The organism is Agromyces lapidis (genome assembly GCF_009749405.1).
GTDB lineage: Bacteria > Actinomycetota > Actinomycetes > Actinomycetales > Microbacteriaceae > Agromyces > Agromyces lapidis.
Genome location: NZ_WBIQ01000001.1, coordinates 696,783 through 719,493, shown reverse-complemented (window position 1 = coordinate 719,493; position 22,711 = coordinate 696,783). Strand labels below are relative to the sequence as shown.

Genomic DNA, 22,711 nt, shown 5'->3' with positions numbered 1-22,711 from the left:
CGGCGAGGCGAGGCGCAAACCGGGGGCGAATTGCGACGGCGGCGCCGCGCGGAGTGCGCGGCGCCGCCGTCGGCGTGCTCGGACCGGGCGGTCCCGGTCAGTCGCGGATCGCCGCCCCGGTGCGCTCGGCCGCGAGCGCCGCACCGGCGAGCTTCGCCTCACTGGCCTCGGCGGCGGTCAGCGTACGGTCGGGCGCGCGGAAGCGCAGCGCGAAGGTCAGGCTCTTCGAGCCCTCGGGCACACCCTGTCCGCGGTAGTCGTCGACGAGTCCGAGGTGCTCGAGCAGTTCACCCGCGCCCTCGCGCACCGCTGCGGCGACCTCGGCGGCCGGCACGGCCGCGTCGACGAGCACCGAGAGATCCTGCGTCGCCGCGGGGAACGTGCCGATCGGCGACGCCTCGACCGCGGGGTCGGCTGCGGCGATCACGGCGTCGAGGTCGAGCTCGGCGACCGCGACCACGCGCGGCAGGTCGTTCTCCTCGGCGATGGCAGGCAGTAGTTCGCCCGCGTAGCCGACGACGCGGCCGCCGACCCGGAGTTCGGCGGTGCGACCCGGGTGCAGCGCCTGGTGGGCACCCTGCACGATCTCGAGCTCGGCGCCCGTCGCGAGCGCGACCCGGCGCACCGCGTCGAGCGCGTCGACGATGCCGACCGGCTCGGCGGCCTGCCCCGGCTGCTTCGCGATGCGTTCACCCACGAGCAGCACGCCGAGGTGGCGCGGCTGCGGCGGGATGCCCGCGTCGAGCGCGGCCAGCGTCTCGTCGCTCGGCTTCGCGTCGCCCACCGGCAGTTCGGCGGAGCCGTAGTCGCGGCCGAGCTCGGGGAGGAAGACGAGTCCGAGTTCGAACAGGTCGACGTCGACGAGCCCGCGCGAGCGGTTGCGCTTGGCCGCGGCCATCAGGCCGGGAAGCAGCGAGCGACGCAGGTACGGCGTCGACTGGTCGAGGGCGTTCGCAAGGCGCACGGATGCCACGGGCGAGCCGTCGACGCTGCCGAAGCGCGCGTTCTCGGCCTCGGTCGCGAATGGGAAGCTCAGCACCTCGGTCGATCCGGCGCCGGCGAGCACGTCGGCGGTCTGCCGGCGAAGGCGCTGCGAGCGGGTGAGGCCTCGCCCGGGAGGCGCGACCGGCAGCACCGACGGGATGCGGTGGTAGCCGACGAGCCGGGCGACCTCTTCGGCGAGCTCTTCACGACCGGTGAGGTCGGGGCGCCACGCCGGGGGCACGACCGAGAAGCCGCCGTCGACGCGGGTGAGCACCCCGCCGATCTCGGCGAGCGCGTCGTGCACCTCGTCGTTCGTGTACTCGACGCCGATCAACTGCGAGACGAAGCCGTCGGGCAGCACGATCGCGTCGCGAGCGGGCGTCGTCTGGATGAGCGAGCCGCCGGCGTCGGCCGTGCCGCCCGCGAGGTCGACCATGAGCTGGGCGACGCGTGCGACGGCGACGGCGCCGATCGTCGGGTCGATGCCGCGCTCGTAGCGCTTCGCTGCTTCGCTCGGCAGCTTGTGCCGTCGTGCCGTGCGCGCGATCGACACCGGATCCCAGTGGGCGGCCTCGATGAGCACGTTCGCCGTGGTGTCGCCCATCTCGGTCTCGGCGCCGCCCATGACGCCCGCGAGGCCGATCGGGCCGCGGTCGTCGGTCACGACGATGTCTTCGGCGTGGAGCGTGCGCTCCTTGCCGTCGAGCGTCGTGAAGCGCTCGCCCTGCTCGGCACGGCGCACGACGATGCCGCCGCGCAGCGCGTCGAGGTCGTAGCCGTGGATCGGCTGGCCGAGCTCGAGCATGACGTAGTTCGTGATGTCGACGAGCACCGAGATCGAACGGATGCCTGCGAGCTTCAGCCGCGCGATCATCCACGCGGGAGTCGGCTTCGACGCGTCGAGGTCGCGCACGATGCGCGTCGCGAACGCGTTCGAGGCGAGTCGACCGCGGAGCGGCGCCCGGTCGTCGATCACGACGGGGAAGCCGTCGGCCGATACATCCGTGGCGGGAGTCTGCTCGACGGGGTCGCGGAACACCGCACCCGTCGCGTGCGCATACTCGCGCGCCACCCCGCGGATCGAGAACGCGTAGCCGCGGTCGGGCGTGACGTTGATCTCGATCGCGGCGTCGTCGAGGCCGAGGAGGCCGATCGCGTCGCTGCCGACCGGCGCGTCGAGGCCGAGCGTCGACAGGCGCAGGATGCCGTCGTGCTCGTCGCCGAGGCCGAGCTCGCGCGCCGAGGCGATCATGCCGTCGGAGACGTGCCCGTAGGTCTTGCGCGCGGCGATCGGGAACGGCCCGGGCAGGACGGCTCCGGGGAGGGTCACCACGACCTTGTCGCCGACGAAGAAGTTACGCGCGCCGCAGACGATGCCGTGCACGGCGTCGCCGCCGTCGGCGGCCTGCTCACCGTCGGGCGCCACACGCACCTGGCACCAGCGGATCGTCTTGCCGTTCGACTGCGGCTCCTCGACGAACTCGAGCACCTCGCCCACGACGATCGGGCCCTGGAGCTCGAAGGTGTGCACGTCTTCTTCTTCGAGGCCGACCTTGACGAGCGCGGCGTGGACGTCCTCGGGCGTCGTGCCCGGCACGAGCTCGACGTACTCGGCGAGCCAACTCAGGGGTACCCGCATGTCAGACCACCATTCCGAACTGCTGGGAGAACCGCACGTCTCCCTCGACCATCTCGCGCATGTCCTGCACGTCGTTGCGGAGCATGAGGCCGCGCTCGACCCCCATGCCGAAGGCGAAGCCCGTGTAAACCTCGGGGTCGATGCCCGCCGCGCGCAGCACGTTCGGGTGCATCATGCCGCAGCCGCCCCACTCGATCCAGCGCGCGCCGCCCTTGAAGGTCGGGTGCCAGAAGTCGAGCTCGGCGCTCGGCTCGGTGAACGGGAAGAAGCTCGGGCGCAGGCGGATCTTCGCCTCGTCGCCGAAGATCGCCTTCACGAAGTGGTCGAGCGTGCCCTTGAGGTGCGCCATCGTGATGCCCTTGTCGACCGCGACGCCCTCGAACTGCATGAAGACCGGCAGGTGGGTCGCGTCGAACTCGTCGGTGCGGTACACGCGCCCCGGCGCGAGCACGTAGAGCGGCAGCTCGCGGTCGAGCATCGAGCGCACCTGCACGGGGCTCGTGTGCGTGCGCATCACGAGGTGCGCCTCGGGCGGGTCGACGAAGAAGGTGTCCTGCATCGCACGCGCCGGGTGATCGGCGTCGAAGTTCAGCGCGTCGAAGTTGAACCACTCGCTCTCGACCTCGGGGCCTTCGGCGATCTCCCACCCCATGCCGGTGAACACGTCGCACACCCGGTCTTGCAGCAGGGCGAGCGGATGCCTCGCGCCCGCCGTGATGCGCGACGGCAGGGCGGTGACGTCGACCGCCTCGGCGGCGAGCTGCGCGGCGGCCTCGGCCTCGAGGATCTCGGCCTCGCGGGCGGCGAAGGCCTGGTTGACGCGGCCTCGGGCACCGCCCACGAGCTTGCCGAGGGCGGCCTTCTGGTCGTTGGGAACGTTGCGCAGCTCGGCGTTCAGCAGCGCGAGCGCCGACTTCTCGCCGGTGTGCTCGGTGCGCACGGTCTTCAGGGCGGCGGAGTCGCCGGCCGACGCGATCGCCGCGAGGGCTGCGTCGACCGCGGATGCGACCGCGGATTCGGTGATTTCGAGGGGCTCGGACACGAAGAACGAGTCTAGCGGCGTACGTGGCGCGATTCGTCGTGGCTGACTCAGAGTCGGGTTGCCGACTCCGACTCGCGGGCTGCCGCCTTCGCGTCGGCGACGAGCAGTGCCTGGCTCGGGTCGTCGGGGGCGGGCCCGGCCTTGCCCGGGTGGTAGCGGTGGTCGCCACGCCGGCCGAGCCAGCGCGCGAACCACGAGAGCGACAGGTTCATCGCGAGGTACAGGATGAAGGCGACGCACCAGAGCGTGAACAGGTAGCGGTTGCCGTAGAAGCTTCCGAGGTTGTTCAGGGTGACGCGCAGGAGCTCTTGATAGCCGACGATGTAGCCGAGCGAGGTGTCCTTCAGCAGCACCACGAGCTGAGCGACGATGATCGGCAACATCTGCCGGAACGCCTGCGGGAACTCGACGAGCATCTTCGACTGCAAGGGTCGCATGCCGACACTGAGCGCCGCCTCCCGCTGTCCTCTCGGCAGGGCGACGAGCCCGGCACGCAGCGCCTCGCCGATGAGCGCACCGTTGTAGACGGCGAGCGCGGCCACGACCGCCCAGTACTGACCGGTGCCGGCGACGAGCAGGATGAAGAGCATCATCAGCAGCACGGGCATGCCGCGGAAGAACTCGATCAGCACGGCGGTCGGGATGCGGATCCAGCCGATCGGCGAGCTGCGCAGGAGCGAGAGCACCACGCCGAGCGCGACCGCGAGCACGGCGGCGACGAGCGCGGCCCGCAGCGTGTTCCAGACGCCCGTGAAGATGACGAAGTTCCAGAACTCGGGATCGGCGAGGATGTCCCATCGCGACGGGTCGAACATGCCGGGCAGGGTGATCCCGCCCGACTCCCGCGGCGCGTTCAGCACCATGATCCCCCACGCGACGGCGCCGAGGACCAGGACCCCGCTGACCCACGAGAGGATGGTCGACAGCCGACGCGCCCGAGGGCCGGGTGCGTCGAAGAGGACGCTGGAGCCGCTCATCGCTGCACCACCCATTTCCGCTCGAGCTGGGTCGCGAGGAAGCCGAGCGGCACGGTCACGACGAGGTAGAAGAAGGCGACCCCGATGAGGATCGCGATGACGGCGTTGCCGTGGGCGTTGGCCAATGTGCGCCCGACCCCGAAGAGTTCGGTGACGAAGCCGACGCCGCCGACCACCGACGTGTTCTTCGCGAGGGCGATGAAGACGTTGATGAGCGGCGGGATCGTCATGCGGAACGCCTGCGGGAAGATCACGAGCGCCACGGACTGGCCGAACCCGAGCCCGAGGCTGCGTGCGGCCTCCGCTTGCCCGATCGGCACGCCGTTGATGCCGGAGCGGAGCGCCTCCGCCACGAACGGCGAGGTGTAGACCGCGAGCGCGATGAAGCCGGAGAGGAGGAACGGCACGCGGGCCCCCAGCAGCGGCACGATCACGACCGAGAAGAGGACGACGAGCGTGAGCGGGGTGTTCCGGATGATCTCGGTGTAGACCGTGGCGATGCCGCGCAGCGTTGCGATCGGCGAGATGCGCATCGCCGCGATGATCGTGCCCAGCACGAGCGCGCCGAGGCCGCTCACGCCGAGCAGCAGCAGCGTCACGGCGAAGCCCTCGAGGTAGAGGGGCAGGTTCGCGATGACGACGTCCACGCGGGTCCTCTCGGTTGCGGATCGGATGGGGCGGTCCGGGCCCCGCGAGACGGGGCCCGGACCTTCGGATCAGTAGCGGTCGACGGCCGGCGGCTCGACGAACGGCAGGATGGTTCCCGCCGTCGAGTTCCAGGCCTCCTCGTACGTGCCGTCCTCGTACGACTCCTCCAGCACGTCGTTGATCCACATGCGGAAGTCGGTGTCGTCGAGTGCGAGGCCGATGCCGTACGGCTCTTCAGTGAAGGGCTCGCCGACGACCTTGAACTCGCCCTCGTTCTGGGCGGCGAGGCCCGCGAGGATCACGTTGTCGGTCGACACTGCCACGACCTGGCCGTTGCGGAGCGGCTCGAGGCAGTTCGAGTACGTGTCGGTCTCGAGGACCTCGGCGCCGAGCTCCTTGAGGTTCGCCGCCGGCGTGGAACCGGTCACGGAGCAGACGGGCTGCCCGACCAGGTCCTCCTCGGACGCGATGTCCTCGTTGTCGGCGAGCACGAGGATCGACTGACCCGCCAGGTAGTACGGGCCCGCGAACGACACGACCTGCTTGCGCTCGTCGTTGATGGTGTAGGTCGCGATGACGATGTCGACCTGGCCGTTCTCGATGAACGGCTCGCGGTTGGCCGAGACGGTCTCGACCCAATTGATGCTGTCGGGCTGAATGCCCAGCTTGCCCGCGATGATCTTGCCGATCTCGACGTCGAATCCCTCTGGGTCGCCGGACGGCCCGACCAGACCGAAGAGCGGCTGGTCGAACTTCGTGCCGATGGTGATCTCGCCCGCTTCGGCGAGTTCGGCCATGGTGGTGCCCTCGTCGAACTCGGGCGTCTCCTCGACGGTGGGCTCCGCGTCTCCGCCGCCGCCGTCACCGGCACAGCCGGCGAACAGGAGCGCGGACGCCGCCGCTGCGGCGACGAGGGCGATTCTGCTGCGTTTCATGTCCCTGCCTCTTCTCTTTCCGTTGGGTCCTCGCCGCTCGTGGCAGCGGAGGTCTTTGGGTGGTCAGTGCTCGAGGATCTTGGAGAGGAAGTCCTTCGCACGATCGGACTGCGGGTTGTCGAAGAACTCGGCCGGGGTCGCCTCTTCGACGATCTTTCCGTCGGCCATGAAGAGCACGCGGTCGGCCGCCTTGCGGGCGAAGCCCATCTCATGGGTGACGACGATCATGGTCATGCCGTCTTTGGCGAGACCGATCATGACGTCGAGCACCTCGTTGATCATCTCGGGGTCGAGCGCGCTCGTCGGCTCGTCCATGAGGATGAGCTTCGGGTTCATCGCGAGCGAACGGGCGATGGCGACGCGCTGCTGCTGGCCGCCCGAGAGCTGCGCGGGCAGCTTCTTCGCCTGGTTCGCGACGCCGACGCGCTCGAGCAGCTGCATCGCCTTCGCCTCGGCGTCTTTGCGCGACATCCGCTTCACCCTGATCGGCGCGAGCGTGACGTTCTCGAGCACCGTCTTGTGGGCGAAGAGGTTGAACGACTGGAAGACCATGCCGACGTCGGCGCGCAGCTTCGCGAGCGCCGCCCCCTCTTCGGGAAGCTTCTCGCCGTCGATCGCGATCGACCCCGAGTCGATGGTCTCGAGCCGGTTGATCGCCCGGCACAGCGTCGACTTGCCCGACCCGGAGGGCCCGATCACGACGACGACCTCGCCGCGGTTCACGACCGTGTTGATGTCGTTGAGCACGTGCAGCTCGCCGTAGTGCTTGTCGACGTGGTCGATCACCACGAGCGGTTCGCCGCGCCGGACGCTGATGTTCGAGGTCGGCGGCGCGGGCTGGGTGGGCTCCATACCCCCAAAACTAGGGAGACTTCGTACCCTGCCGCCACTGTTCGACGACGCGGTTACCGTTTCGTGACCCGCAGGGTTCGTTTCGCCGGTCAGCTGCGCTGTGCGAACGCGCTCTCGTAGAGGCACACGGAGGCGGCCGTCGCGAGGTTCATCGATTCGGCCTTGCCGTAGATCGGCACGATGACGACGCGATCGACCAGGGCGAGCTGCTCATCGGGAAGGCCTCGGGCCTCGTTGCCGAACAGCCAGGCGGTCGGGTTCGCGAGCACGCCGTCGTTGCGTGCCGTGAGCAGGTCTTCACCCTTGACATCGGCGGCGAGCACCGTGAGGCCGGCCGCACGGGCACGCTGCAGCACATCGTCGAGATCGGCGCCGACCGCGACCGGCAGGTGGAAGATCGACCCGGTCGACGAGCGGACGACCTTCGGGTTGTAGAGGTCGACGGCACGCCCGGTGAGGATCACCGCATCGGCGCCGGCGGCGTCGGCGGCACGCACGATCGTGCCGAGATTGCCGGGGTCGCGCACCTCTTCGAGGATCGCGATGAGGCGCGGCCCTGCGGCGAAGACGTCTTTGACTGCGGTCGGGAACTGACGGCACACCGCGACGAAGCCCTGCGGGGTGACCGTGTCGGCCATCGCCGCGAGCACCTCTTCGGTGACGAACTCGACCTCGACCGCGGCGCGGACGGCGCTGTCGGCGATGCCGGTGTGGCGCTCGAGCGCCGTCGGGGTCGCGTAGAGCTCGACGACCAGCTCGGGCCGGAACTCGAGGGCCTCGGAAACGGCCTGCGGCCCCTCGAGCAGGAACAGCCCGCTCTCGGCGCGTGCGGCCTTCTTCGCGAGTTTCGCGACGGCACGGACGCGCGGCGAGCGGGGGTTCTCGAGCATGATCACAGTCTATTCAGCGGGATGCCCCGGCCGAGGCATCCTCGGAATCCCGGAGTGGCGACGAACGAACGGCCCGGTCGCCCTGCTGCTGCAGGGCGACCGGGCCGTTCGAGGAGAAGAGGCTGCTTACGCGGCGGTCTTCGGGGCCGAGGTGTCTGGCCCAGTGGAGACAGTCGCCTTCTTACGCGGCGGTCTTCGGGGCCGAGGTGTCTGGCCCAGTGGAGACAGTCGCCTTCTTACGCGGCGGTCTTCGGGGCCGAGGTGTCGGCCGGGAGGGCCTTCTTGGCCGACTCGACGAGCGCGGCGAAGGTCGCGGGCTCGTTCACGGCGAGCTCCGCGAGGATACGGCGGTCGACCTCGATGCCCGCAAGGCCGAGGCCCTGGATCAGGCGGTTGTAGGTGAGGCCGTTCTGACGCGAGGCCGCGTTGATCCGCTGGATCCAGAGGCGACGGAAGTCGCCCTTCTTCTTGCGGCGGTCGTTGTACGAGTAGACGAGGGAGTGGGTGACCTGCTCCTTCGCCTTGCGGTACAGGCGCGAACGCTGACCGCGGTAGCCCTCGGCACGCTCGAGGATGACGCGACGCTTCTTGTGCGCATTGACTGCGCGCTTGACTCTAGCCATGACTCTGTTTCTTCCTTAACGGGTGTCGCGGCTCAGTGGCCGAGCAGCTTCTTGATGTTCTTGGCGTCGGGCGCAGCCACGATCTTGTCCTGGTTGAGGCGCGCCTTGCGCTTCGAGGCCTTGACCTCGAGGTTGTGGCGCATACCTGCCTGCTGCTTCTTGACCTTGCCGGTGCCGGTCAACTTGAAGCGCTTCTTGGACCCGGAGTGGGTCTTCTGCTTCGGCATCTCGTGTTTCTCCTTGGTTCTGCCGTCATGCGGGTGACGGACGGGGGTGTTGGCCTATGCCTCGGTCGGCTCGGCCGTCTGCGCGTCGGCGTCGTCCGCGGCTTCCGCCGCCGGGCGCACCTTCGCCGCAGCACGCTGTGCATTCGCCTCGGCCTTGGCCTCGGACTTGTTCTTCAGGGGCGCGATGACCATGACCATGTTGCGGCCGTCGATCGTCGGGTTGTGCTCGACCGTGCCGAACTCAACCACGTCTTCGGCGAAGCGCTGGAGGAGGCGGACACCCATCTCGGGGCGCGACTGCTCGCGGCCTCGGAAGAGGATCATCGCCTTGACCTTGTCGCCGGCCTTCAGGAAGCCGATGGCGCGCTTCATCTTGGTCTCGTAGTCGTGCTTGTCGATCTTGAGACGGAACCGGACCTCTTTGAGGATCGTGTTCGCCTGGTTGCGCCGGGCCTCTTTCGCCTTCTGCGCAGCCTCGTACTTGTACTTGCCGTAGTCCATGATCTTGGCGACCGGCGGCTTCGAGTTCGGTGCGACCTCGACGAGGTCGAGGTCGGCCTCCTGCGCGAGCCGCAGGGCCACCTCGATCTTCACGACGCCGACCTGCTCTCCGCCGGGGCCCACGAGGCGGACCTCGGGAACGCGGATGCGGTCATTGGTACGGGGATCGCTGATGCGTGTACTCCTCTACTCAAGCTGTCTGTGCGCCGAAGGAGGAGAATTCACGTACTTCGCGCGGAATCTCACCGCGACTCATACGGCACCCTGTCTACTCCCCCGCTGCGGTTCTGGTGAACCACCGCGTGGGAGCGGAGTGCAATCGACCCGGTAACCTTGATGAAGCGGTATGCGCGGGTGGGAGAATCTCCACTTTCGTACCGGGGGAAAGCCCCGGAGCCCGAAGCAGTCTAGCAGAGGAAGTCTGTGTCACATAGTTCGCCCATCACCCCGGGTTCCGACGAGTCCACCCACCGCTACGAGGAGGCCGTCAACGAGTCGGTCGACGGCGCGCTGCGCGACATCGCCGAGGTGCCCGCCGTCGAGATCATCACGACCGCAGCCGTGCACCTCATGAGTGCCGCCGCAGTGAAGCTCGGCCTGGCCGACAACCCCGAGGAGCAGCTCGACCTCGACGAGGCGCGCAAGCTCATCAACGCCCTCGCCGGGCTCATCACCGCGGGGGCGCCCGAGATCAGCGACATGCACGCTCGCTCGCTGCGCGACGGACTGCGCTCGCTGCAGCTCGCGTTCCGCGAGGCCTCGTCGATCCCCGACCCGATCGGGCAGGGCCCCGGCGAGAAGTGGACCGGCCCCGTCAGCTGACGCACGTGCGCGGCCCGGACTGCGGTGTCACCGCTGGCAGTTCGGGCACCAGAAGACCACCCGCTCCTGCGGGTCGTCGCCGGCGCGGACCGCGCGGCCGAGGGTGCCGCGTTCGATCGCCGTGCCGCAGCGCAGGCACGGCGCACCGGCGCGCCCGTAGACCCAGAGCCGTCGGCCGCGACGGTCGATCCCGGTGGTCACGCGCGCCCGGCGATCGCGGTTCGCCACGATCAGCCGGTGGGCGAGCGCCACGACCGCCGGCAGTTCGGGCACCTCGCCGACGACTCGGGTGGGGCGGATGCCTCGGAGGAAGCACAGCTCGTTGACGTAGACGTTGCCGAGCCCGGCGAGGTTGCGCTGGTCGAGGAGCGCGACCGCGATCGGCGTCGACGGGCTCGCGGCGAGGCGGCGCACCGCCTCCGCCGCATCCCAGTCGGGGCCGAGCAGGTCGGGGCCGAGGTGCGCGAGCGCCTGCTCGTCGCCGACTCGTGCCAGCACCTCGACGAGTCCGAGTTCGAAGCCCATCACGACAGAACTGCGGGTCTCGAGCACGACGCGCGCCAGGTGCGCGGGCTTCGGCCAGCGCTCCCCCGGCGCGAGGACGCGCCACTCCCCCTCCATCTTCAGGTGCGAGTGCACGGTGCGCGTCGGTGTGCGGATCAGCAGGTGCTTGCCGCGGGCGAGCACCTCGTCGACGCGTTCGCCGGCGAGGTCGACCGTCGCGAACGCGGGCACGCGGAACTCGGTGCGGGTGAGCACCTCGCCCGCGAGCGCCGAACGCAGTCGCGCCGCGGCCTGGTGGACGCTGTCACCTTCGGGCATCGAGCCGTACTCCGCGCGGGGTCTCACCGAATCCGGCCGCGCCGAGCGCCCGGCCGAATGCCGTGCCGAGCACGAACGCCCCGTTCACCGACTCGACCGCGAGGCGTCGCACCCGGCCGGCGATCACCGTCGCGGCGAGGGCCTGAGCCGCGAGCGCGAGCCGTTGCTCGTCGTCGCGGTAGACGAGCACCGTCTTGCCGCCGCGTTCGACGTAGGCGATGAGCTCGCCGTCGACGATCACCACCATAGCACCCGCCTTGCGGGCCGCCCGGTGCGAGCTCTCGCCGGGCGGTTCGGGCCACGGCAGGGCCGCGCCGTAGGCGTTCGCCGGATCGGTCGCGGCGAGTACGAGCGCCGGGCCGAGCCCGCGTCTGCCGGGCACCGAACCGGCGGCGGGCGCCGAACCGACCGCGAACTCGGACGCGACCCCGCCCTCGCCAGGCTCGTTCGCGGGATCGACGAGCGCCCGTAGCCGATCGACCGCGCCGGGGGCGGCGAACTGGGCCGCACCGAGACGCTCGACGAAGTACCCGCGCCGCGCGCGCCCCGACTCTTCGAAGCCGCGCAGGGTCTTGTAGACGAGCGCGAAGCCGCCGAGCACCCCCTCGGCCACGGCCGTGCCGCGCGTGACGACGCCGTAGCGGTCGAGCAGCGTCTCGCCGAGGGCGTGCCCGCGGCGGGTGGCGTCGGTCTCGGCGACCGGGAGGACCGACCAGCGCCCGGCGACCGAAGGCGGGCCGGTGCGGCTCGGCATGGCCGCCCGCGGCAGGCTGCGCCCGCGGAGCGCTCGGGCGCGGGCGCTCGGACGCTGCGGCTTGTGCGCGCTGCGGCCGCCGCCGACGAGTGCGCGCAGCGGGGCCGCGGTGTCGTTCGTCACGAGGCCCGACCAGACGAGCGACCAGAGGGCGTCGACGAGGGCCGCGTCGTCGGGCGGTGCCTCGAACGACCCCGCGGCGCCCACGGCGTCGGCGAGCTGTCGGAAGAAGAACCCACCGCCGGAGCCGAGCGCGAGGAGCACCTCGCGCTCGAGCGGCTCGAGATCGACCTCTGGCGACCACGGCAGGGTGAGCGGGGCGGACTCGGCGAGATGGAGGCTCACCCAGCCGTCGTCGCCCGAGAGCGCGCCCGACCCCGCCCAGAGCACCTCGCCCGAGCTCATCAGCTCGTCGAGCATGGCGGGCGAGTAGTCGGCGACGCGCGCCGGCAGCGCGAGCGACTCCCACGCCGAGGCCGGAAGCCGCGCGCCCTCGAGCTGCTCGATCGCCGAGAGCACGCCGTCGATGCCGCGGACTCCCGCGCCGACGCGCTGCCACGCCGGCAGGAACCTCGCGAGTGCGAGCTGCGGCGCCGGCTCGATCTCGTGACGCAGCGCTGCGAGCGAACGGCGCCGGAGCCGGCGCAGGACCTCGGCGTCGCACCACTCGGTCGAGGTGCCGTGCGGACGGAACTCGCCCTCGACGACCCGCCGTTCATCGGCGAGACGTCGCAGCGCCCCCCGCGCGACGGCCACCCCGACGCCGAATCGCGCGGCGACGTCGTCGACGGTGAACGGGCCGTGACTGCGAGCGTAGCGGCTCACGAGGTCGCCGAGCGGGTCGACGACGTGCGCCTCGAACGCCGCGGCGACGCCCGGCGGCACGGGCACCCCGAGCGCGTCGCGCAGGCGCCCGACGTCTTCGACCGCGGCGAGCTGCTCGCGACCGGCGAAGCCGACGCGAACCGCGCGACGGGCGGCGAGGAGGTCGGCGATCGCCGCCCCCACGTCGGTCTCGGCGTCGACCCGGGCGGCGATCTCGTCGGGCGTCAGCGGACCGAGCGCACGCAGCAGATCTGCGACGCCCTCGACGCCGCGGGCGCGCCGCTCGGGCGCGAGCCGCTGGAGCTCCGCCTCGACCTCGTCGATGACCGCAGGGTCGAGGAGCTCGCGCAGCTCGACCCGACCGAGCAGCTCGCCGAGGAGCGCCTGGTCGATCGCGAGCGCAGCGGCGCGTCGCTCGGCGAGCGGCGCGTCGCCCTCGTACATGAACGCGCCGACGTAGCCGAACAGGAGTGCGCTCGCGAACGGGCTCGGCGAGTCGGTCGTCGTCTCGACGACCCGGATCTTGCGGGAGGCGATCTCGCCGGCGACGGCGACGAGCGCCGGCACGTCGTAGACGTCTTGCAGCACCTCGCGCAGCGTCTCGAGGATGATCGGGAACGTCGGGTAGTCGCTCGCGACCTCGAGGAGCTGGGCCGACTTCTGCCGCTGCTGCCAGAGCGGCGAACGCTGCCCCGGCCGGTAGTGCGGCAGCAGCAGCGCCCGCGCCGCGCACTCGCGGAACCGGCTGGCGAACAGTGCCGATCCCCCGACCTCCTCGGTCACGAGCGGCTCGAGCTCGGCGGCGTCGAAGACGAACAGCTCGGCGCCTGGCGCTTCACCGCCGGTGTCGGGAATGCGCACGATGATGCCGTCGTCGGCCGCGATCGCCGCGCCGTCGACGCCGTGCCGCTCACGGACGCGGGTGCCGACGGCGAGCGCCCACGGCGCGTGCACCGGCATGCCGTACGGCGAATGCAGGATGATGCGCCAATCGCCGAGCTCGTCGCGCGAGCGTTCGACGACGAGCGTGCGATCGCTCGGCACGGCGCCGGTCGCGGCGCGCTGGTCGGCGAGGAAGCCCAGCAGGTTCGCGGAGGCATTGGCATCGAGACCCGCGGCGGCGACGCGTGCGAGTGCGTCGGGCTCGTCGGCCGAGGAGAGCTCGCGCATGAAGCCGCCGAGCGCGCGCCCGAGCTCGGCGGGCCTGCCGATGGCGTCGCCCTTCCAGAACGGAACCCGCCCCGGTTGGCCGAAGGCGGGCACCACGTTGACCCGGTCGAAGGTGATCTCCTGGATGCGCCAGCTCGTCGCGCCGAGCGCGAAGACGTCGCCGACCCGGGACTCGTAGACCATCTCCTCGTCGAGCTCGCCGACCCGGCGCCCGGTGGCGTCGTCGCCGACGAGGAACACGCCGAACATGCCCCGGTCGGGGATGGTGCCGCCGCTCGTCACCGCGAGCCGCTGCGCTCCGGGTCGCCCCGAGATCGTGCCGCCCTCGCGATCCCAGACGACGCGCGGCCGCAGTTCGCCGAAGCGGTCGGAGGGGTATCGGCCGGCGAGCAGGTCGAGCGTCGCCTCGTACGCCGAACGCGGCAGGTGCTGGAACGGGGCGCTGCGACGCACGGTCTCGAACCACGCCTCGACGTCGAGCTCGTCGACGGCCGCGGCGGCGATCGTCTGCTGGGCGAGGATGTCGAGCGGGTTCGCGGGCACCCTGAGGGTCTCGATCCGCCCCGCGAGCATACGCTCGGAGGCGACGGCCGTGTGCACGAGGTCGGCGCGATGCTTCGGGAACATGACGCCCCGCGAGACCTCGCCCACCTGGTGGCCCGCGCGGCCCAGCCGCTGCAGCCCGCTCGCGACCGACGGCGGTGACTCGACCTGCACGACGAGGTCGACCGCACCCATGTCGATGCCGAGCTCGAGGCTCGACGTCGCGACGACGCAGCGCAGCCTGCCCGACTTCAGCTCGTCTTCGATCTCGGCGCGCTGCTCTTTGCTCACCGAGCCGTGGTGGGCCCTGGCCACGACCGGGGCGGCACCGGAGGTCTGCCCCGACTGCGCCATGAGCGCGGCGGGCGGCCCGCTCGCCGCAGCGGCGGCGAGGAGGGCGGCCTGCTCGTCGGCCTCGAGCGCGAGCTCGTTGAGGCGCGCCGTCAGCCGCTCGGCGAGGCGCCGCGAGTTCGCGAAGACGATCGACGAGCGGTGCGCGAGCACCCGATCGAGGATCGCCTGCTCGACGTGCGGCCAGATCGACCCCGTCGCGTCGTCGCTCGCGGGCAGGCGCGACATGTCTTCGACCGGCACCTCGACGCGCAGCTCGAAGCGCTTCTCGCTGGGCGGGGCGACCACGGTCACGGGTGCGGCCGCGGAGAGGAATCGGGCGACCTCGTCGAGGGGGCGTACGGTCGCCGAGAGCCCGATGCGCTGGGCGGGCTTCGCGAGCAGGGCATCGAGCCGCTCGAGCGAGACCGCCAGGTGCGCGCCGCGCTTCGTGCCAGCGACCGCGTGGATCTCGTCGACGATGACGGTCTCGACGCCGCGCAGCGTCTCTCGCGCCTGCGAGGTGAGCATGAGGTAGAGCGACTCGGGGGTCGTGATGAGGATCTCGGGCGGCCGCGCGACGAGCGAGCGGCGCTCGGAGGCGGGCGTGTCTCCTGAGCGCACGCCGACCGAGACCTCGGGCACCTCGAGGCCGTGCGCCGCGGCGGTGCGCGCGATGCCGACGAGCGGTGCCCTGAGGTTGCGCTCGACGTCGACGCCGAGCGCCTTGAGGGGCGAGAGGTAGACGACCCGGGTGCCGGTGGTCGCCGGGTCGGATGCCTCGTGGTGCAGCCGGTCGATCGCCCAGAGGAACGCCGCGAGCGTCTTGCCCGAGCCCGTCGGCGCGACCACGAGCGCGTGCTCGCCGCGCGAGATCGCCTGCCACGCGCCGCGCTGCACCGCCGTCGGTTCGGTGAACGATTCGGTGAACCACGCCCTGGTCGCGGGCGAGAACTCCGCGAGCGCCTCGGTCATGCCTCCATTCAAGCGGATGCCACCGACGCGGGCGCCGGCGGACCCGCACTCGCGCGCCGCACCACGGCTAGCGGGCCTCGCCCGCGGCGAGCGCACGGGCGACGGCGTCGACCGTGCGGCGCACCTCCGAGGCATCCGTGCGCCAATTGCTGACCGAGAAGCGCACCACGGCGCGATCGTGCCAGCGCGAGGTCATCGCGAGCACGTCGCCCTCCGCCCAGAGCCGTTCGCTGAGCGCCTCGGTCGCGGCATCGTCGGCGAGCGCGATGCACAGCTGCGTGAAGACGACCTCGTTCAGCACCTCGACGCCGGGCAGTCGCCCGATGCCGTCGGCGAGGCCCCGCGCGGCCGCCGCCAGTCCGTCGACGAGTTCGGCGACGCCCGCCCGACCGAGCGAGCGCAGCACCGCCCAGACCGGCACGCCGCGCGCCCGCCGCGAGAGCTCTGGCACCTTCTCGTGCGGGTCGGCCCCGACCTCGGTCGCCTGCAGGTAGCTCGCATGCATGCTGAGCGCACGGTGCATGGCGCGGCCGTCGCGCACGATCGCGAGGCCCGAGTCGTACGGCACGTTGAGCGTCTTGTGCGCGTCGGTCGACCACGAGTCGGCGTCGGCCATGCCTGCGGTGAGGTGTCGGAGGCGGGGGGATGCCGCGGCCCAGAGGCCGAACGCACCGTCGACGTGCACCCAGGCGCCGGCGTCGTGCGCCGCGGCGATCGCACCCCCGAAGTCGTCGAAGGCGCCCGAGTGGATGTTGCCGGCCTGCAGCAGCACGATCGCCGGGCCCTCGCCTGCGGCGAGCGTCTCGCGAAGCGCATCGACCCGGATCCGCCCCTCCTCGTCGGGCGGCACGATGATGGGCGCTCCGAGTCCGAGATAGCGGGCGGCGAGGTCGACCGTGCCGTGCCGCTCCTCGCCGACGATGAAGCGGATCCGCGGGGCGCCCGCGAGTCCGGCCTCCTCGACGTCCCAGCCGACCCGGGTGAGCACCTCGTCGCGGGCCGCCGCCATGCACGTGAACTGGGCCATCGTCGCGCCCGTGGTGAAGCCGACCTCGCTGCCCGCAGGCAGCCCGAGCAGGTCGACGAGCCACTCGCCCGCGAGCTCCTCCGCGGCGACCGCGGCCGGGGTGATCGTGCGCAGCCCGGTGTTCTGGTCCCAGCTCGAGACCAGCCAGTCGGCGGCGAGGGCCGCGGGGTGCGTGCCGCCGATCACCCAGCCGTAGAAGCGCGGCGACCCGATCGCGATGAGCCCGGGCTCCGCCGCGGCGGCGAGGTGGTCGATCACCGCCGCTGCGGGCTCGCCGCGCTCGGGAAGGGTGCGGCCGAGCCGGTCGAGCACCTCGTCGGTGGTCGCCGACGGCGGCACCGGGCGCTCACGGACGCCGTCGAGCCAGGCCCGGGCGTGCACCGCGGCCCGGTCGAGCGCCGCGTCGTAGCCCTCGTCGTCGCCGTCGTCGCCGGCGTCGCCGGCGGCGCCGTCGTCTCGTCGTTCCGCATCGGGATGCTCGGTCATGGCCGCACCTGGATTCCGCGCCGTCGCGCCCTCCGATCATGCTCCCGGTCGGGTCGGCGGTCAACCACCGGAACGGGTCACCGGACGGGCGGCGGCACGGTCACCGGTTCAGCGGTCGGATGCTCCGCCGACGAGCTTCACGGCGAGCGAGTCCACACCCGTGGCGATCGCCTCATCGGCGGCCCAGCGGTGCGCGAGCCTGGTCGTCGTCGCGTCGAGCACCTCGCGGGTGAGGCCCGCGACGAGCTCGAGACGCACGATCAGCTCGGGGCCGGCGAGCCTCGCCGCGGGGTCGCCAGGCAGCAGCGTCACCCCGAGCACCGAGAGCTCTCGTTCGGCGGCGCGCTCGAAGGCGTCGCGCACGGCGTCGGACTCGAACGGCGGCCGCCACGGCAGCGACTGCGCCACCGCCCAGACGGCGGGACGCCGCAGCACGAACTCGCCCGGCGAGCCGGGGTCGAGCACGACGAGCTCGGTGCCGTCGTCGGCTGCCGCAAGTGCGACGCGCACGCCGTCGGCGGGCACCGGCCGTGCGACCGGATTCCACCGCGACATCGCCTCGACCGACGAGAACACCGGCAGCACCGCGCGCCCGTCGGGGCCGGCCACCGTGACGATCGAGAGCTCCTGGCTCTTGTCGACCGCGAGGCCGTGCGCACCCGTCTCGGTGCCGCCGTCGCCGAGCTCGGCGAGCAGCGGGATCAGCAGGCGCGATCGCCCGAACGCCGCGACGACCTCGGACTGCCCGCCCGCTCCCGCACGGAACCGTGCGATCGCCTCCGAGAGCTCGGCAGGAGCGCTGCCGTCATCGGCGGCGTGGGGGTTCGCTTCGAAGGAGCGCCCCGCCCAGGGCACACCGGCGGAGTCCGCAGCGGACGGCGGGGTCGCCGGGGCGTCCCCGCGCTCGCCCGCCGGGTCGTCAGCGTGAGGCGACATCCAGCGCCTCGGCCAGCGTGAACGCGCCGGCGTAGAGGGCCTTGCCCACGATGGTGCCCTCGAGGCCGAGCGGCACGAGTTCGCGCAGGGCGACGATGTCGTCGAGGCTCGAGATTCCGCCCGAGGCGACGACCGGGCGCTCGGTTCGCTCCATGACCTGGCGCAGCAGCTCGATGTTGGGGCCCTGCAGCGTGCCGTCCTTGGTGACGTCGGTGACGACGTAGCGGGCGGCGCCGGCCTCTTCGAGGCGGTCCACGACCTGCCAGAGGTCGCCGCCGTCCTTCGTCCAGCCGCGGGCGGCGAGCGTCGTGCCGCGCACGTCGAGGCCCACCGCGATCGCCTCGCCGTACTGGGCGATGACCGAGGCGGCCCACTCGGGGTTCTCGAGCGCCGCCGTGCCGAGGTTGATGCGCTTCGCGCCGATCTCGAGGGCGTGCTCGAGCGACTCGTCGTCGCGGATGCCGCCCGACAGCTCGACGTTCACGCCGCGCACCTGCCGGATGACCTTCTTCAGGATGCCGCCGTTCGAGCCGCGCCCGAAGGCCGCGTCGAGGTCGACGAGATGGATCCACTCGGCGCCCTGGTCGGCCCAGTCGACGGCCGCGTCGACCGGGTCGCCGTAGCTCGTCTCGGTGCCGGCTTCGCCCTTCGTCAGGCGGACGGCCTTGCCGCCGGCGACGTCGACTGCCGGAAGCAGCACGAGACCGGGGGTCTTGTTGAACTCACTCATCACTGTCCTCGTTCGCGGAATGCCGCCGGGAATCGACGGTCGGCACAGTCACAGAAGCTTAGTCGTCCAAGGCTGGAGCGCCGTGACCATGACACGCACGGTCTCGGCCCTCCGTCAGCCGAGGGTGCCGATCCAGTTCGACAGCAGCCGGATGCCGGCGTCGGCGGACTTCTCTGGGTGGAACTGCGTCGCCGAGAGCGGGCCGTTCTCGACCGCGGCGAGGAACGGGCCACCGTGCTCGGCCCAGGTCAGCTTCGGCCCGGGGAACGGCGGGATCACGTCGAGATGCCATTGCTGCGCCGCGAAGGAGTGCACGAAGTAGAAGCGCTCGTCTTCGATACCGTCGAAGAGCACCGAACCGGCGTCGGGGGTCACCGTGTTCCAGCCCATGTGCGGCAGCACCGCGGCAGGCAGTTCGGTGACCGCACCCGGCCACTCGCCGAGCCCCTCGGTGTCGACACCGCGCTCGACGCCGCGCTCGAAGAGCACCTGCATGCCGACGCAGATGCCGAGCACCGGGCGACCGCCCGCGAGCCGTCGATCGATGATCTCGTCGCCGCGCACCGCGCGCAGCTGCTCCATGACGGCCTTGAAGGCGCCGACGCCCGGCACGAGCAGCCCGTCGGCCTCGCTCGCCGCTCGACGGTCGGCCGTGACCTCGACCTCGGCACCCGCGGCCTCGAGCGCCTTCGCGGCCGAGTGCACGTTGCCCGAGCCGTAGTCGAGCACGACGACGCGACGGCTGCGGCTCACAGCGCGCCCTTCGTCGACGGGATTCCGGTGACGAGCGGATCGAACGCCTTCGCCTGGCGGAACGCCCGGGCGAACGCCTTGAACTCGGCCTCGGCGATGTGGTGGGGGTCGCGACCGCCGAGCACGGTGACGTGCACGGTGAGTCCGGCGTTGAACGTGATCGCCTCGAAGACGTGCCGCACCATCGAGCCGGTGAAGTGGCCGCCGATGAGGTGGAACTCGAAGCCGGCGGGCTCACCGGTGTGCACGAGGTACGGGCGCCCCGAGATGTCGACGACGGCCTGCGCGAGCGCCTCGTCGAGCGGCACGAGGGCGTCGCCGTAGCGCGAGATGCCCCGCTTCTCGCCGAGCGCCTGGCGGATCGCCTGGCCGAGCACGATGCCCGTGTCTTCGACGGTGTGGTGCACGTCGATGTGGACGTCGCCCGCGGCGCGCACGGTGAGGTCGGTGAGCGAGTGCTTCGCGAACGCCGTCAGGAGGTGGTCGTAGAACGGCACACCCGTCTCGATGTCGCTCGCGCCGGTGCCGTCGAGGTCGATCGAGAGGTCGATGCTCGACTCGCTGGTCTCGCGCTGCACGCGCACCGCGCGGTTCTGGGTCTGGCCGCTCATGCGTCGATCCTATTCTCGACGGCGCCCGCCGCCCCGACCGGGGCGAACACGGCGATCGCCTCGAGGAACGCGGTCGTCTCGGCCTCGGTGCCCGCGGTCACCCGCAGGTGCCCGGGAATGCCGAGTTCGCGAATGAGGATGCCGCGCTCGAGGAGCGCCTCGAAGACCGCGTGCGGGTCGTCGACGCCGCCGAAGAGCACGAAGTTCGATCCGCTGCGGTGCGGGGCGAATCCGAGTCGCACGAGCTCGGCGGAGATGCGCTCGCGCTGCCCGCGGATCTCGTCGACCATCGCGAGCATCTCGCCCGAGTGTGCGAGTGCGCCGAGCGCGGCCGCCTGGGTGAGCGCGGAGAGGTGGTACGGGAGCCGCACGAGGCGCAGCGCGTCGATGGTCGCAGGATCTCCGGCGAGGTAGCCGACCCGGGCACCGGCGAAGGCGAAGGCCTTGCTCATCGTGCGGGAGACGACGAGGCGCGGCCGACCCTCGAGCAGCGTCAGCGCGCTCGGCGTGCCGGGCTCGGCGAACTCGAAGTACGCCTCGTCGACGATGACGATGCCGCGGGCGGCGTCGGCGACCGCACGGATCGTGTCGAGGCCGAGCGGGGTGCCGGTCGGGTTGTTCGGGGCGCACAGCAGCACCAGGTCGGGGTCGTGCTCGAGCACGGCGGCGACCGCGGTCTCGGGGCTCAGCTCGAAGTCGTCGTCGCGGGGCGCGGCGATCCATTCGGTGCCGGTACCCGAGGCGAGCAGCCCGTACATCGAATAGGTCGGGTCGAAGCCGAGGGCCCGGCGACCGGGGCCGCCGAAGGCCTGCAGCAGGTGCTGGAGCACCTCGTTCGACCCGTTCGCGGCCCAGATCTGCTCGGGGGCGAGGCCGTGGCCGAGGTAGCCGGCGAGTGCCTCGCGCAGCTCGGTGAACTCGCGATCGGGGTAGCGGTTCAGCCTGAGGATCGCCGCGGCGACGCGGGCCACGATGTCGTGAGCGACGTCTTCGGGGATGGGATGCGTGTTCTCGTTGACGTTGAGCGCCACGGGGACGGACTTCTGCGGGGCGCCGTACGGCGAACGCCCGCGGAGGTCGTCGCGGATGGGGAGATCATCGAGACTCGTCACCGAACCATGCTAGCCACGGCGGAGGCCGGCGGCCCTCCGTGAGACCCTGTGTGACCGGGTGGCTCTGCTACTCGCCCGCCGGCACGGCGAGTCGTTGCCCGGGCACGATCGTGGCCTCGTCGAGGCCGTTGATACGAAGGATCTCGGCGATCGTGTCGCGCGGGTCGGCGGTCGGGGCGATCGACTCGGCGATCTCCCAGAGGGAGCCGCCCGCGTCGACCGTGACGTACTCGAGCGCGGCGCCAGCGTCGGCGCCCGAGACGTCAGCCGCCGCACCGCCCGCCCCGAGCACGACGACGAACGCCCAGACGATGAGCGGGAGCCCGGCGAGCGTCGTGAAGACGACGCGGCCCCGGCGGGTCAACCGCAGGCGGGTTCGGACCGCAGCCTCGTCGACCGCGCCGGCACGGGCGACGCGGTCGGGCTCGCGGAGCCGCCCCGGGCGGGTCGACACCGGGCGGGTCTGCACCGGGGCGTACCCGCCGGTCATGATCGCTGCGCTCATCTCACACCTCCTGAGTGAATCGCATCCGGCCCTCGGCCGGGAGGACCGAATGCGAATCTCTGTTCCGAATATATCTTCGAAAGAATTCGAAGGCAAGTACCCCGCACGGCCTTTCTCATGCACGAATACCCCGACACACTCGAACGAATGTTTGCCGCACCCCTGTGAGGCGGATACAGTTTCGAATGTCTGGAAACAGTGCAGCAGACACCACCGACATCCGATCGCGAGGCGATCGCAACGAGGGGCGGAGACCGTGAGCGACAGCGACGTGCGTGACATCGGAAGGGCGCGTCGACGCAAGAGCCTCAGCGCCAAGCAGCTCGCCATCCTCGAAGTGGTGCAGCGCTCCGTCGCGAGCCGCGGCTATCCGCCGAGCATGCGCGAGATCGGCGACGCCGTCGGACTCTCCTCCCTGTCGAGCGTCACGCACCAGCTCAACCAGCTCGAGCTCGCCGGCTACCTGCGGCGCGACCCCAACCGGCCCCGCGCGCTCGAGATCCTCATCGAGGTGCCCGGGCTCGACGAGCGCGCCCCGGCGACGGGCGACGCCGCCCCGGTCGGCGACGCCGCGATGGTGCCGCTCGTCGGACGCATCGCCGCCGGTGTGCCGATCACGGCCGAGCAGCAGATCGAAGAGGTCTTCCCGCTCCCCCGCCAGCTCGTCGGCAAGGGCGAGCTGTTCATCCTCAAGGTCGTCGGCGACTCGATGATCGATGCCGCCATCTGCGACGGCGACTGGGTGGTCGTGCGATCGCAGCGCACCGCCGAGAACGGCGAGATCGTCGCGGCGATGCTCGACGGCGAGGCGACCGTCAAGGTCTTCCGGCAGCGCGACGGCCACACCTGGCTGCTCCCCCGCAACAGCGCGTTCGAGCCGATCGTCGGCGACCACGCCGAGGTGCTCGGCAAGGTCGTCTCGGTGCTGCGCGCCGTCTGACGACCGCCGCGGGGCGAGCAGGTCGCGCTCACCCCGCCGAGACGCTGAAGGG

The 22,711-nt window shown here is 71.5% G+C and carries 21 protein-coding genes; 2 read left to right on the top strand and 19 right to left on the bottom strand.

Annotated features, from left to right (window positions below; translation table 11 throughout):
• Nucleotides 1-97 precede the first annotated feature (97 nt).
• From pheT to infC, 10 genes are all read right to left on the bottom strand, one after another.
• Nucleotides 98-2,623 carry a phenylalanine--tRNA ligase subunit beta gene (gene pheT / locus GQQ93_RS03165; RefSeq protein WP_157422743.1) on the bottom strand — a complete coding sequence of 842 codons (2,526 nt, stop codon included), beginning with the start codon at nucleotides 2,621-2,623 and terminating at the stop codon, nucleotides 98-100.
• Nucleotide 2,624: 1 nt separating this feature from the next.
• On the bottom strand, nucleotides 2,625-3,665 hold the full coding sequence (gene pheS / locus GQQ93_RS03160; protein WP_157422742.1) for a phenylalanine--tRNA ligase subunit alpha: 1,041 nt from the start codon (nucleotides 3,663-3,665) through the stop codon (nucleotides 2,625-2,627).
• A 47-nt stretch (nucleotides 3,666-3,712) separates the two neighbouring features.
• Entirely contained in the window at nucleotides 3,713-4,642 is a 930-nt protein-coding gene (locus GQQ93_RS03155) for an amino acid ABC transporter permease (protein WP_157422741.1), read from the bottom strand.
• Nucleotides 4,639-5,289, bottom strand: coding sequence for an amino acid ABC transporter permease (locus GQQ93_RS03150; protein ID WP_157422740.1), 651 nt, complete (start codon nucleotides 5,287-5,289; stop codon nucleotides 4,639-4,641). The genes GQQ93_RS03155 and GQQ93_RS03150 overlap by 4 nt, the downstream gene beginning before the upstream one ends.
• A 69-nt stretch (nucleotides 5,290-5,358) precedes the next feature.
• Nucleotides 5,359-6,225 (bottom strand): glutamate ABC transporter substrate-binding protein, encoded by an 867-nt coding sequence (locus GQQ93_RS03145; RefSeq protein WP_157422739.1) that lies wholly within the window; start codon nucleotides 6,223-6,225, stop codon nucleotides 5,359-5,361.
• Between the two features lie 63 nt (nucleotides 6,226-6,288).
• Nucleotides 6,289-7,077 carry an amino acid ABC transporter ATP-binding protein gene (locus tag GQQ93_RS03140; RefSeq protein WP_157422738.1) on the bottom strand — a complete coding sequence of 263 codons (789 nt, stop codon included), beginning with the start codon at nucleotides 7,075-7,077 and terminating at the stop codon, nucleotides 6,289-6,291.
• An 89-nt stretch (nucleotides 7,078-7,166) separates the two neighbouring features.
• Entirely contained in the window at nucleotides 7,167-7,967 is an 801-nt protein-coding gene (locus GQQ93_RS03135) for a TrmH family RNA methyltransferase (RefSeq protein ID WP_157422737.1), read from the bottom strand.
• Between the two features lie 236 nt (nucleotides 7,968-8,203).
• On the bottom strand, nucleotides 8,204-8,590 hold the full coding sequence (gene rplT, locus GQQ93_RS03130; RefSeq protein ID WP_157422736.1) for a 50S ribosomal protein L20: 387 nt from the start codon (nucleotides 8,588-8,590) through the stop codon (nucleotides 8,204-8,206).
• A gap of 32 nt (nucleotides 8,591-8,622) precedes the next feature.
• On the bottom strand, nucleotides 8,623-8,817 hold the full coding sequence (gene rpmI, locus GQQ93_RS03125; RefSeq protein ID WP_157422735.1) for a 50S ribosomal protein L35: 195 nt from the start codon (nucleotides 8,815-8,817) through the stop codon (nucleotides 8,623-8,625).
• A 54-nt stretch (nucleotides 8,818-8,871) separates the two neighbouring features.
• The gene (gene infC / locus GQQ93_RS03120) at nucleotides 8,872-9,492 is read right to left on the bottom strand and encodes a translation initiation factor IF-3 (RefSeq protein WP_157422734.1); all 621 of its coding nucleotides are present in this window, start codon (nucleotides 9,490-9,492) and stop codon (nucleotides 8,872-8,874) included.
• 336 nt (nucleotides 9,493-9,828) lie between these two features.
• Here infC and GQQ93_RS03115 point away from each other — a divergent pair, with 336 nt between their 5' ends.
• Nucleotides 9,829-10,140 (top strand): DUF1844 domain-containing protein, encoded by a 312-nt coding sequence (locus tag GQQ93_RS03115; RefSeq protein WP_246192059.1) that lies wholly within the window; start codon nucleotides 9,829-9,831, stop codon nucleotides 10,138-10,140.
• 27 nt (nucleotides 10,141-10,167) lie between these two features.
• Here GQQ93_RS03115 and GQQ93_RS03110 read toward each other — a convergent pair whose 3' ends face one another.
• The 9 genes from GQQ93_RS03110 to GQQ93_RS03070 all read right to left on the bottom strand — a co-directional run bounded on the left by GQQ93_RS03110 (nucleotide 10,168) and on the right by GQQ93_RS03070 (nucleotide 21,719).
• Nucleotides 10,168-10,962: a DNA-formamidopyrimidine glycosylase family protein gene (locus GQQ93_RS03110; protein WP_157422733.1), complete on the bottom strand. Its 795-nt coding sequence runs from the start codon at nucleotides 10,960-10,962 to the stop codon at nucleotides 10,168-10,170.
• The gene (locus tag GQQ93_RS03105) at nucleotides 10,949-15,559 is read right to left on the bottom strand and encodes an ATP-dependent helicase (protein WP_157422732.1); all 4,611 of its coding nucleotides are present in this window, start codon (nucleotides 15,557-15,559) and stop codon (nucleotides 10,949-10,951) included. The genes GQQ93_RS03110 and GQQ93_RS03105 overlap by 14 nt, the downstream gene beginning before the upstream one ends.
• A gap of 67 nt (nucleotides 15,560-15,626) precedes the next feature.
• Nucleotides 15,627-17,072, bottom strand: coding sequence for a pyridoxal phosphate-dependent decarboxylase family protein (locus tag GQQ93_RS03100; protein WP_157422731.1), 1,446 nt, complete (start codon nucleotides 17,070-17,072; stop codon nucleotides 15,627-15,629).
• Nucleotides 17,073-17,180: 108 nt separating this feature from the next.
• A complete protein-coding gene (locus tag GQQ93_RS03095; protein WP_157422730.1) occupies nucleotides 17,181-18,008 on the bottom strand; it encodes an SseB family protein in 828 nt (275 codons plus the stop codon).
• Complete coding sequence (gene priA / locus GQQ93_RS03090; RefSeq protein ID WP_157422729.1) at nucleotides 17,992-18,738, bottom strand: bifunctional 1-(5-phosphoribosyl)-5-((5-phosphoribosylamino)methylideneamino)imidazole-4-carboxamide isomerase/phosphoribosylanthranilate isomerase PriA; 747 nt, start codon at nucleotides 18,736-18,738, stop codon at nucleotides 17,992-17,994. Before priA ends, GQQ93_RS03095 begins: the two co-directional genes overlap by 17 nt.
• Before the next feature lie 114 nt (nucleotides 18,739-18,852).
• Nucleotides 18,853-19,491 (bottom strand): imidazole glycerol phosphate synthase subunit HisH, encoded by a 639-nt coding sequence (gene hisH, locus GQQ93_RS03085; protein WP_157422728.1) that lies wholly within the window; start codon nucleotides 19,489-19,491, stop codon nucleotides 18,853-18,855.
• Nucleotides 19,488-20,102, bottom strand: a complete 615-nt coding sequence (gene hisB, locus GQQ93_RS03080) for an imidazoleglycerol-phosphate dehydratase HisB (RefSeq protein WP_157422727.1) — start codon at nucleotides 20,100-20,102, stop codon at nucleotides 19,488-19,490. Before hisB ends, hisH begins: the two co-directional genes overlap by 4 nt.
• Entirely contained in the window at nucleotides 20,099-21,214 is a 1,116-nt protein-coding gene (locus GQQ93_RS03075) for a histidinol-phosphate transaminase (RefSeq protein WP_157422726.1), read from the bottom strand. Before GQQ93_RS03075 ends, hisB begins: the two co-directional genes overlap by 4 nt.
• 67 nt (nucleotides 21,215-21,281) lie before the next feature.
• A complete protein-coding gene (locus GQQ93_RS03070; RefSeq protein WP_246192036.1) occupies nucleotides 21,282-21,719 on the bottom strand; it encodes a LysM peptidoglycan-binding domain-containing protein in 438 nt (145 codons plus the stop codon).
• A gap of 256 nt (nucleotides 21,720-21,975) precedes the next feature.
• Between GQQ93_RS03070 and lexA the strand changes: the two genes are divergently transcribed.
• Nucleotides 21,976-22,659: a transcriptional repressor LexA gene (lexA, locus tag GQQ93_RS03065; RefSeq protein WP_157422725.1), complete on the top strand. Its 684-nt coding sequence runs from the start codon at nucleotides 21,976-21,978 to the stop codon at nucleotides 22,657-22,659.
• The last annotated feature ends 52 nt before the right edge of the window (nucleotides 22,660-22,711 follow it).

Coding starts and splice junctions, on each gene's coding strand:
- pheT (WP_157422743.1), bottom strand. CDS start 2,623: ATGCGGGTACCCCTGAGTTGGCTCGCCGAGTACGTCGAGCTCGTGCCG.
- GQQ93_RS03155 (WP_157422741.1), bottom strand. CDS start 4,642: ATGAGCGGCTCCAGCGTCCTCTTCGACGCACCCGGCCCTCGGGCGCGT.
- GQQ93_RS03145 (WP_157422739.1), bottom strand. CDS start 6,225: ATGAAACGCAGCAGAATCGCCCTCGTCGCCGCAGCGGCGGCGTCCGCG.
- GQQ93_RS03140 (WP_157422738.1), bottom strand. CDS start 7,077: ATGGAGCCCACCCAGCCCGCGCCGCCGACCTCGAACATCAGCGTCCGG.
- GQQ93_RS03135 (WP_157422737.1), bottom strand. CDS start 7,967: ATGCTCGAGAACCCCCGCTCGCCGCGCGTCCGTGCCGTCGCGAAACTC.
- rplT (WP_157422736.1), bottom strand. CDS start 8,590: ATGGCTAGAGTCAAGCGCGCAGTCAATGCGCACAAGAAGCGTCGCGTC.
- rpmI (WP_157422735.1), bottom strand. CDS start 8,817: ATGCCGAAGCAGAAGACCCACTCCGGGTCCAAGAAGCGCTTCAAGTTG.
- GQQ93_RS03110 (WP_157422733.1), bottom strand. CDS start 10,962: ATGCCCGAAGGTGACAGCGTCCACCAGGCCGCGGCGCGACTGCGTTCG.
- GQQ93_RS03105 (WP_157422732.1), bottom strand. CDS start 15,559: ATGACCGAGGCGCTCGCGGAGTTCTCGCCCGCGACCAGGGCGTGGTTC.
- GQQ93_RS03100 (WP_157422731.1), bottom strand. CDS start 17,072: ATGACCGAGCATCCCGATGCGGAACGACGAGACGACGGCGCCGCCGGC.
- GQQ93_RS03095 (WP_157422730.1), bottom strand. CDS start 18,008: ATGTCGCCTCACGCTGACGACCCGGCGGGCGAGCGCGGGGACGCCCCG.
- priA (WP_157422729.1), bottom strand. CDS start 18,738: ATGAGTGAGTTCAACAAGACCCCCGGTCTCGTGCTGCTTCCGGCAGTC.
- hisB (WP_157422727.1), bottom strand. CDS start 20,102: ATGAGCGGCCAGACCCAGAACCGCGCGGTGCGCGTGCAGCGCGAGACC.
- GQQ93_RS03070 (WP_246192036.1), bottom strand. CDS start 21,719: ATGAGCGCAGCGATCATGACCGGCGGGTACGCCCCGGTGCAGACCCGC.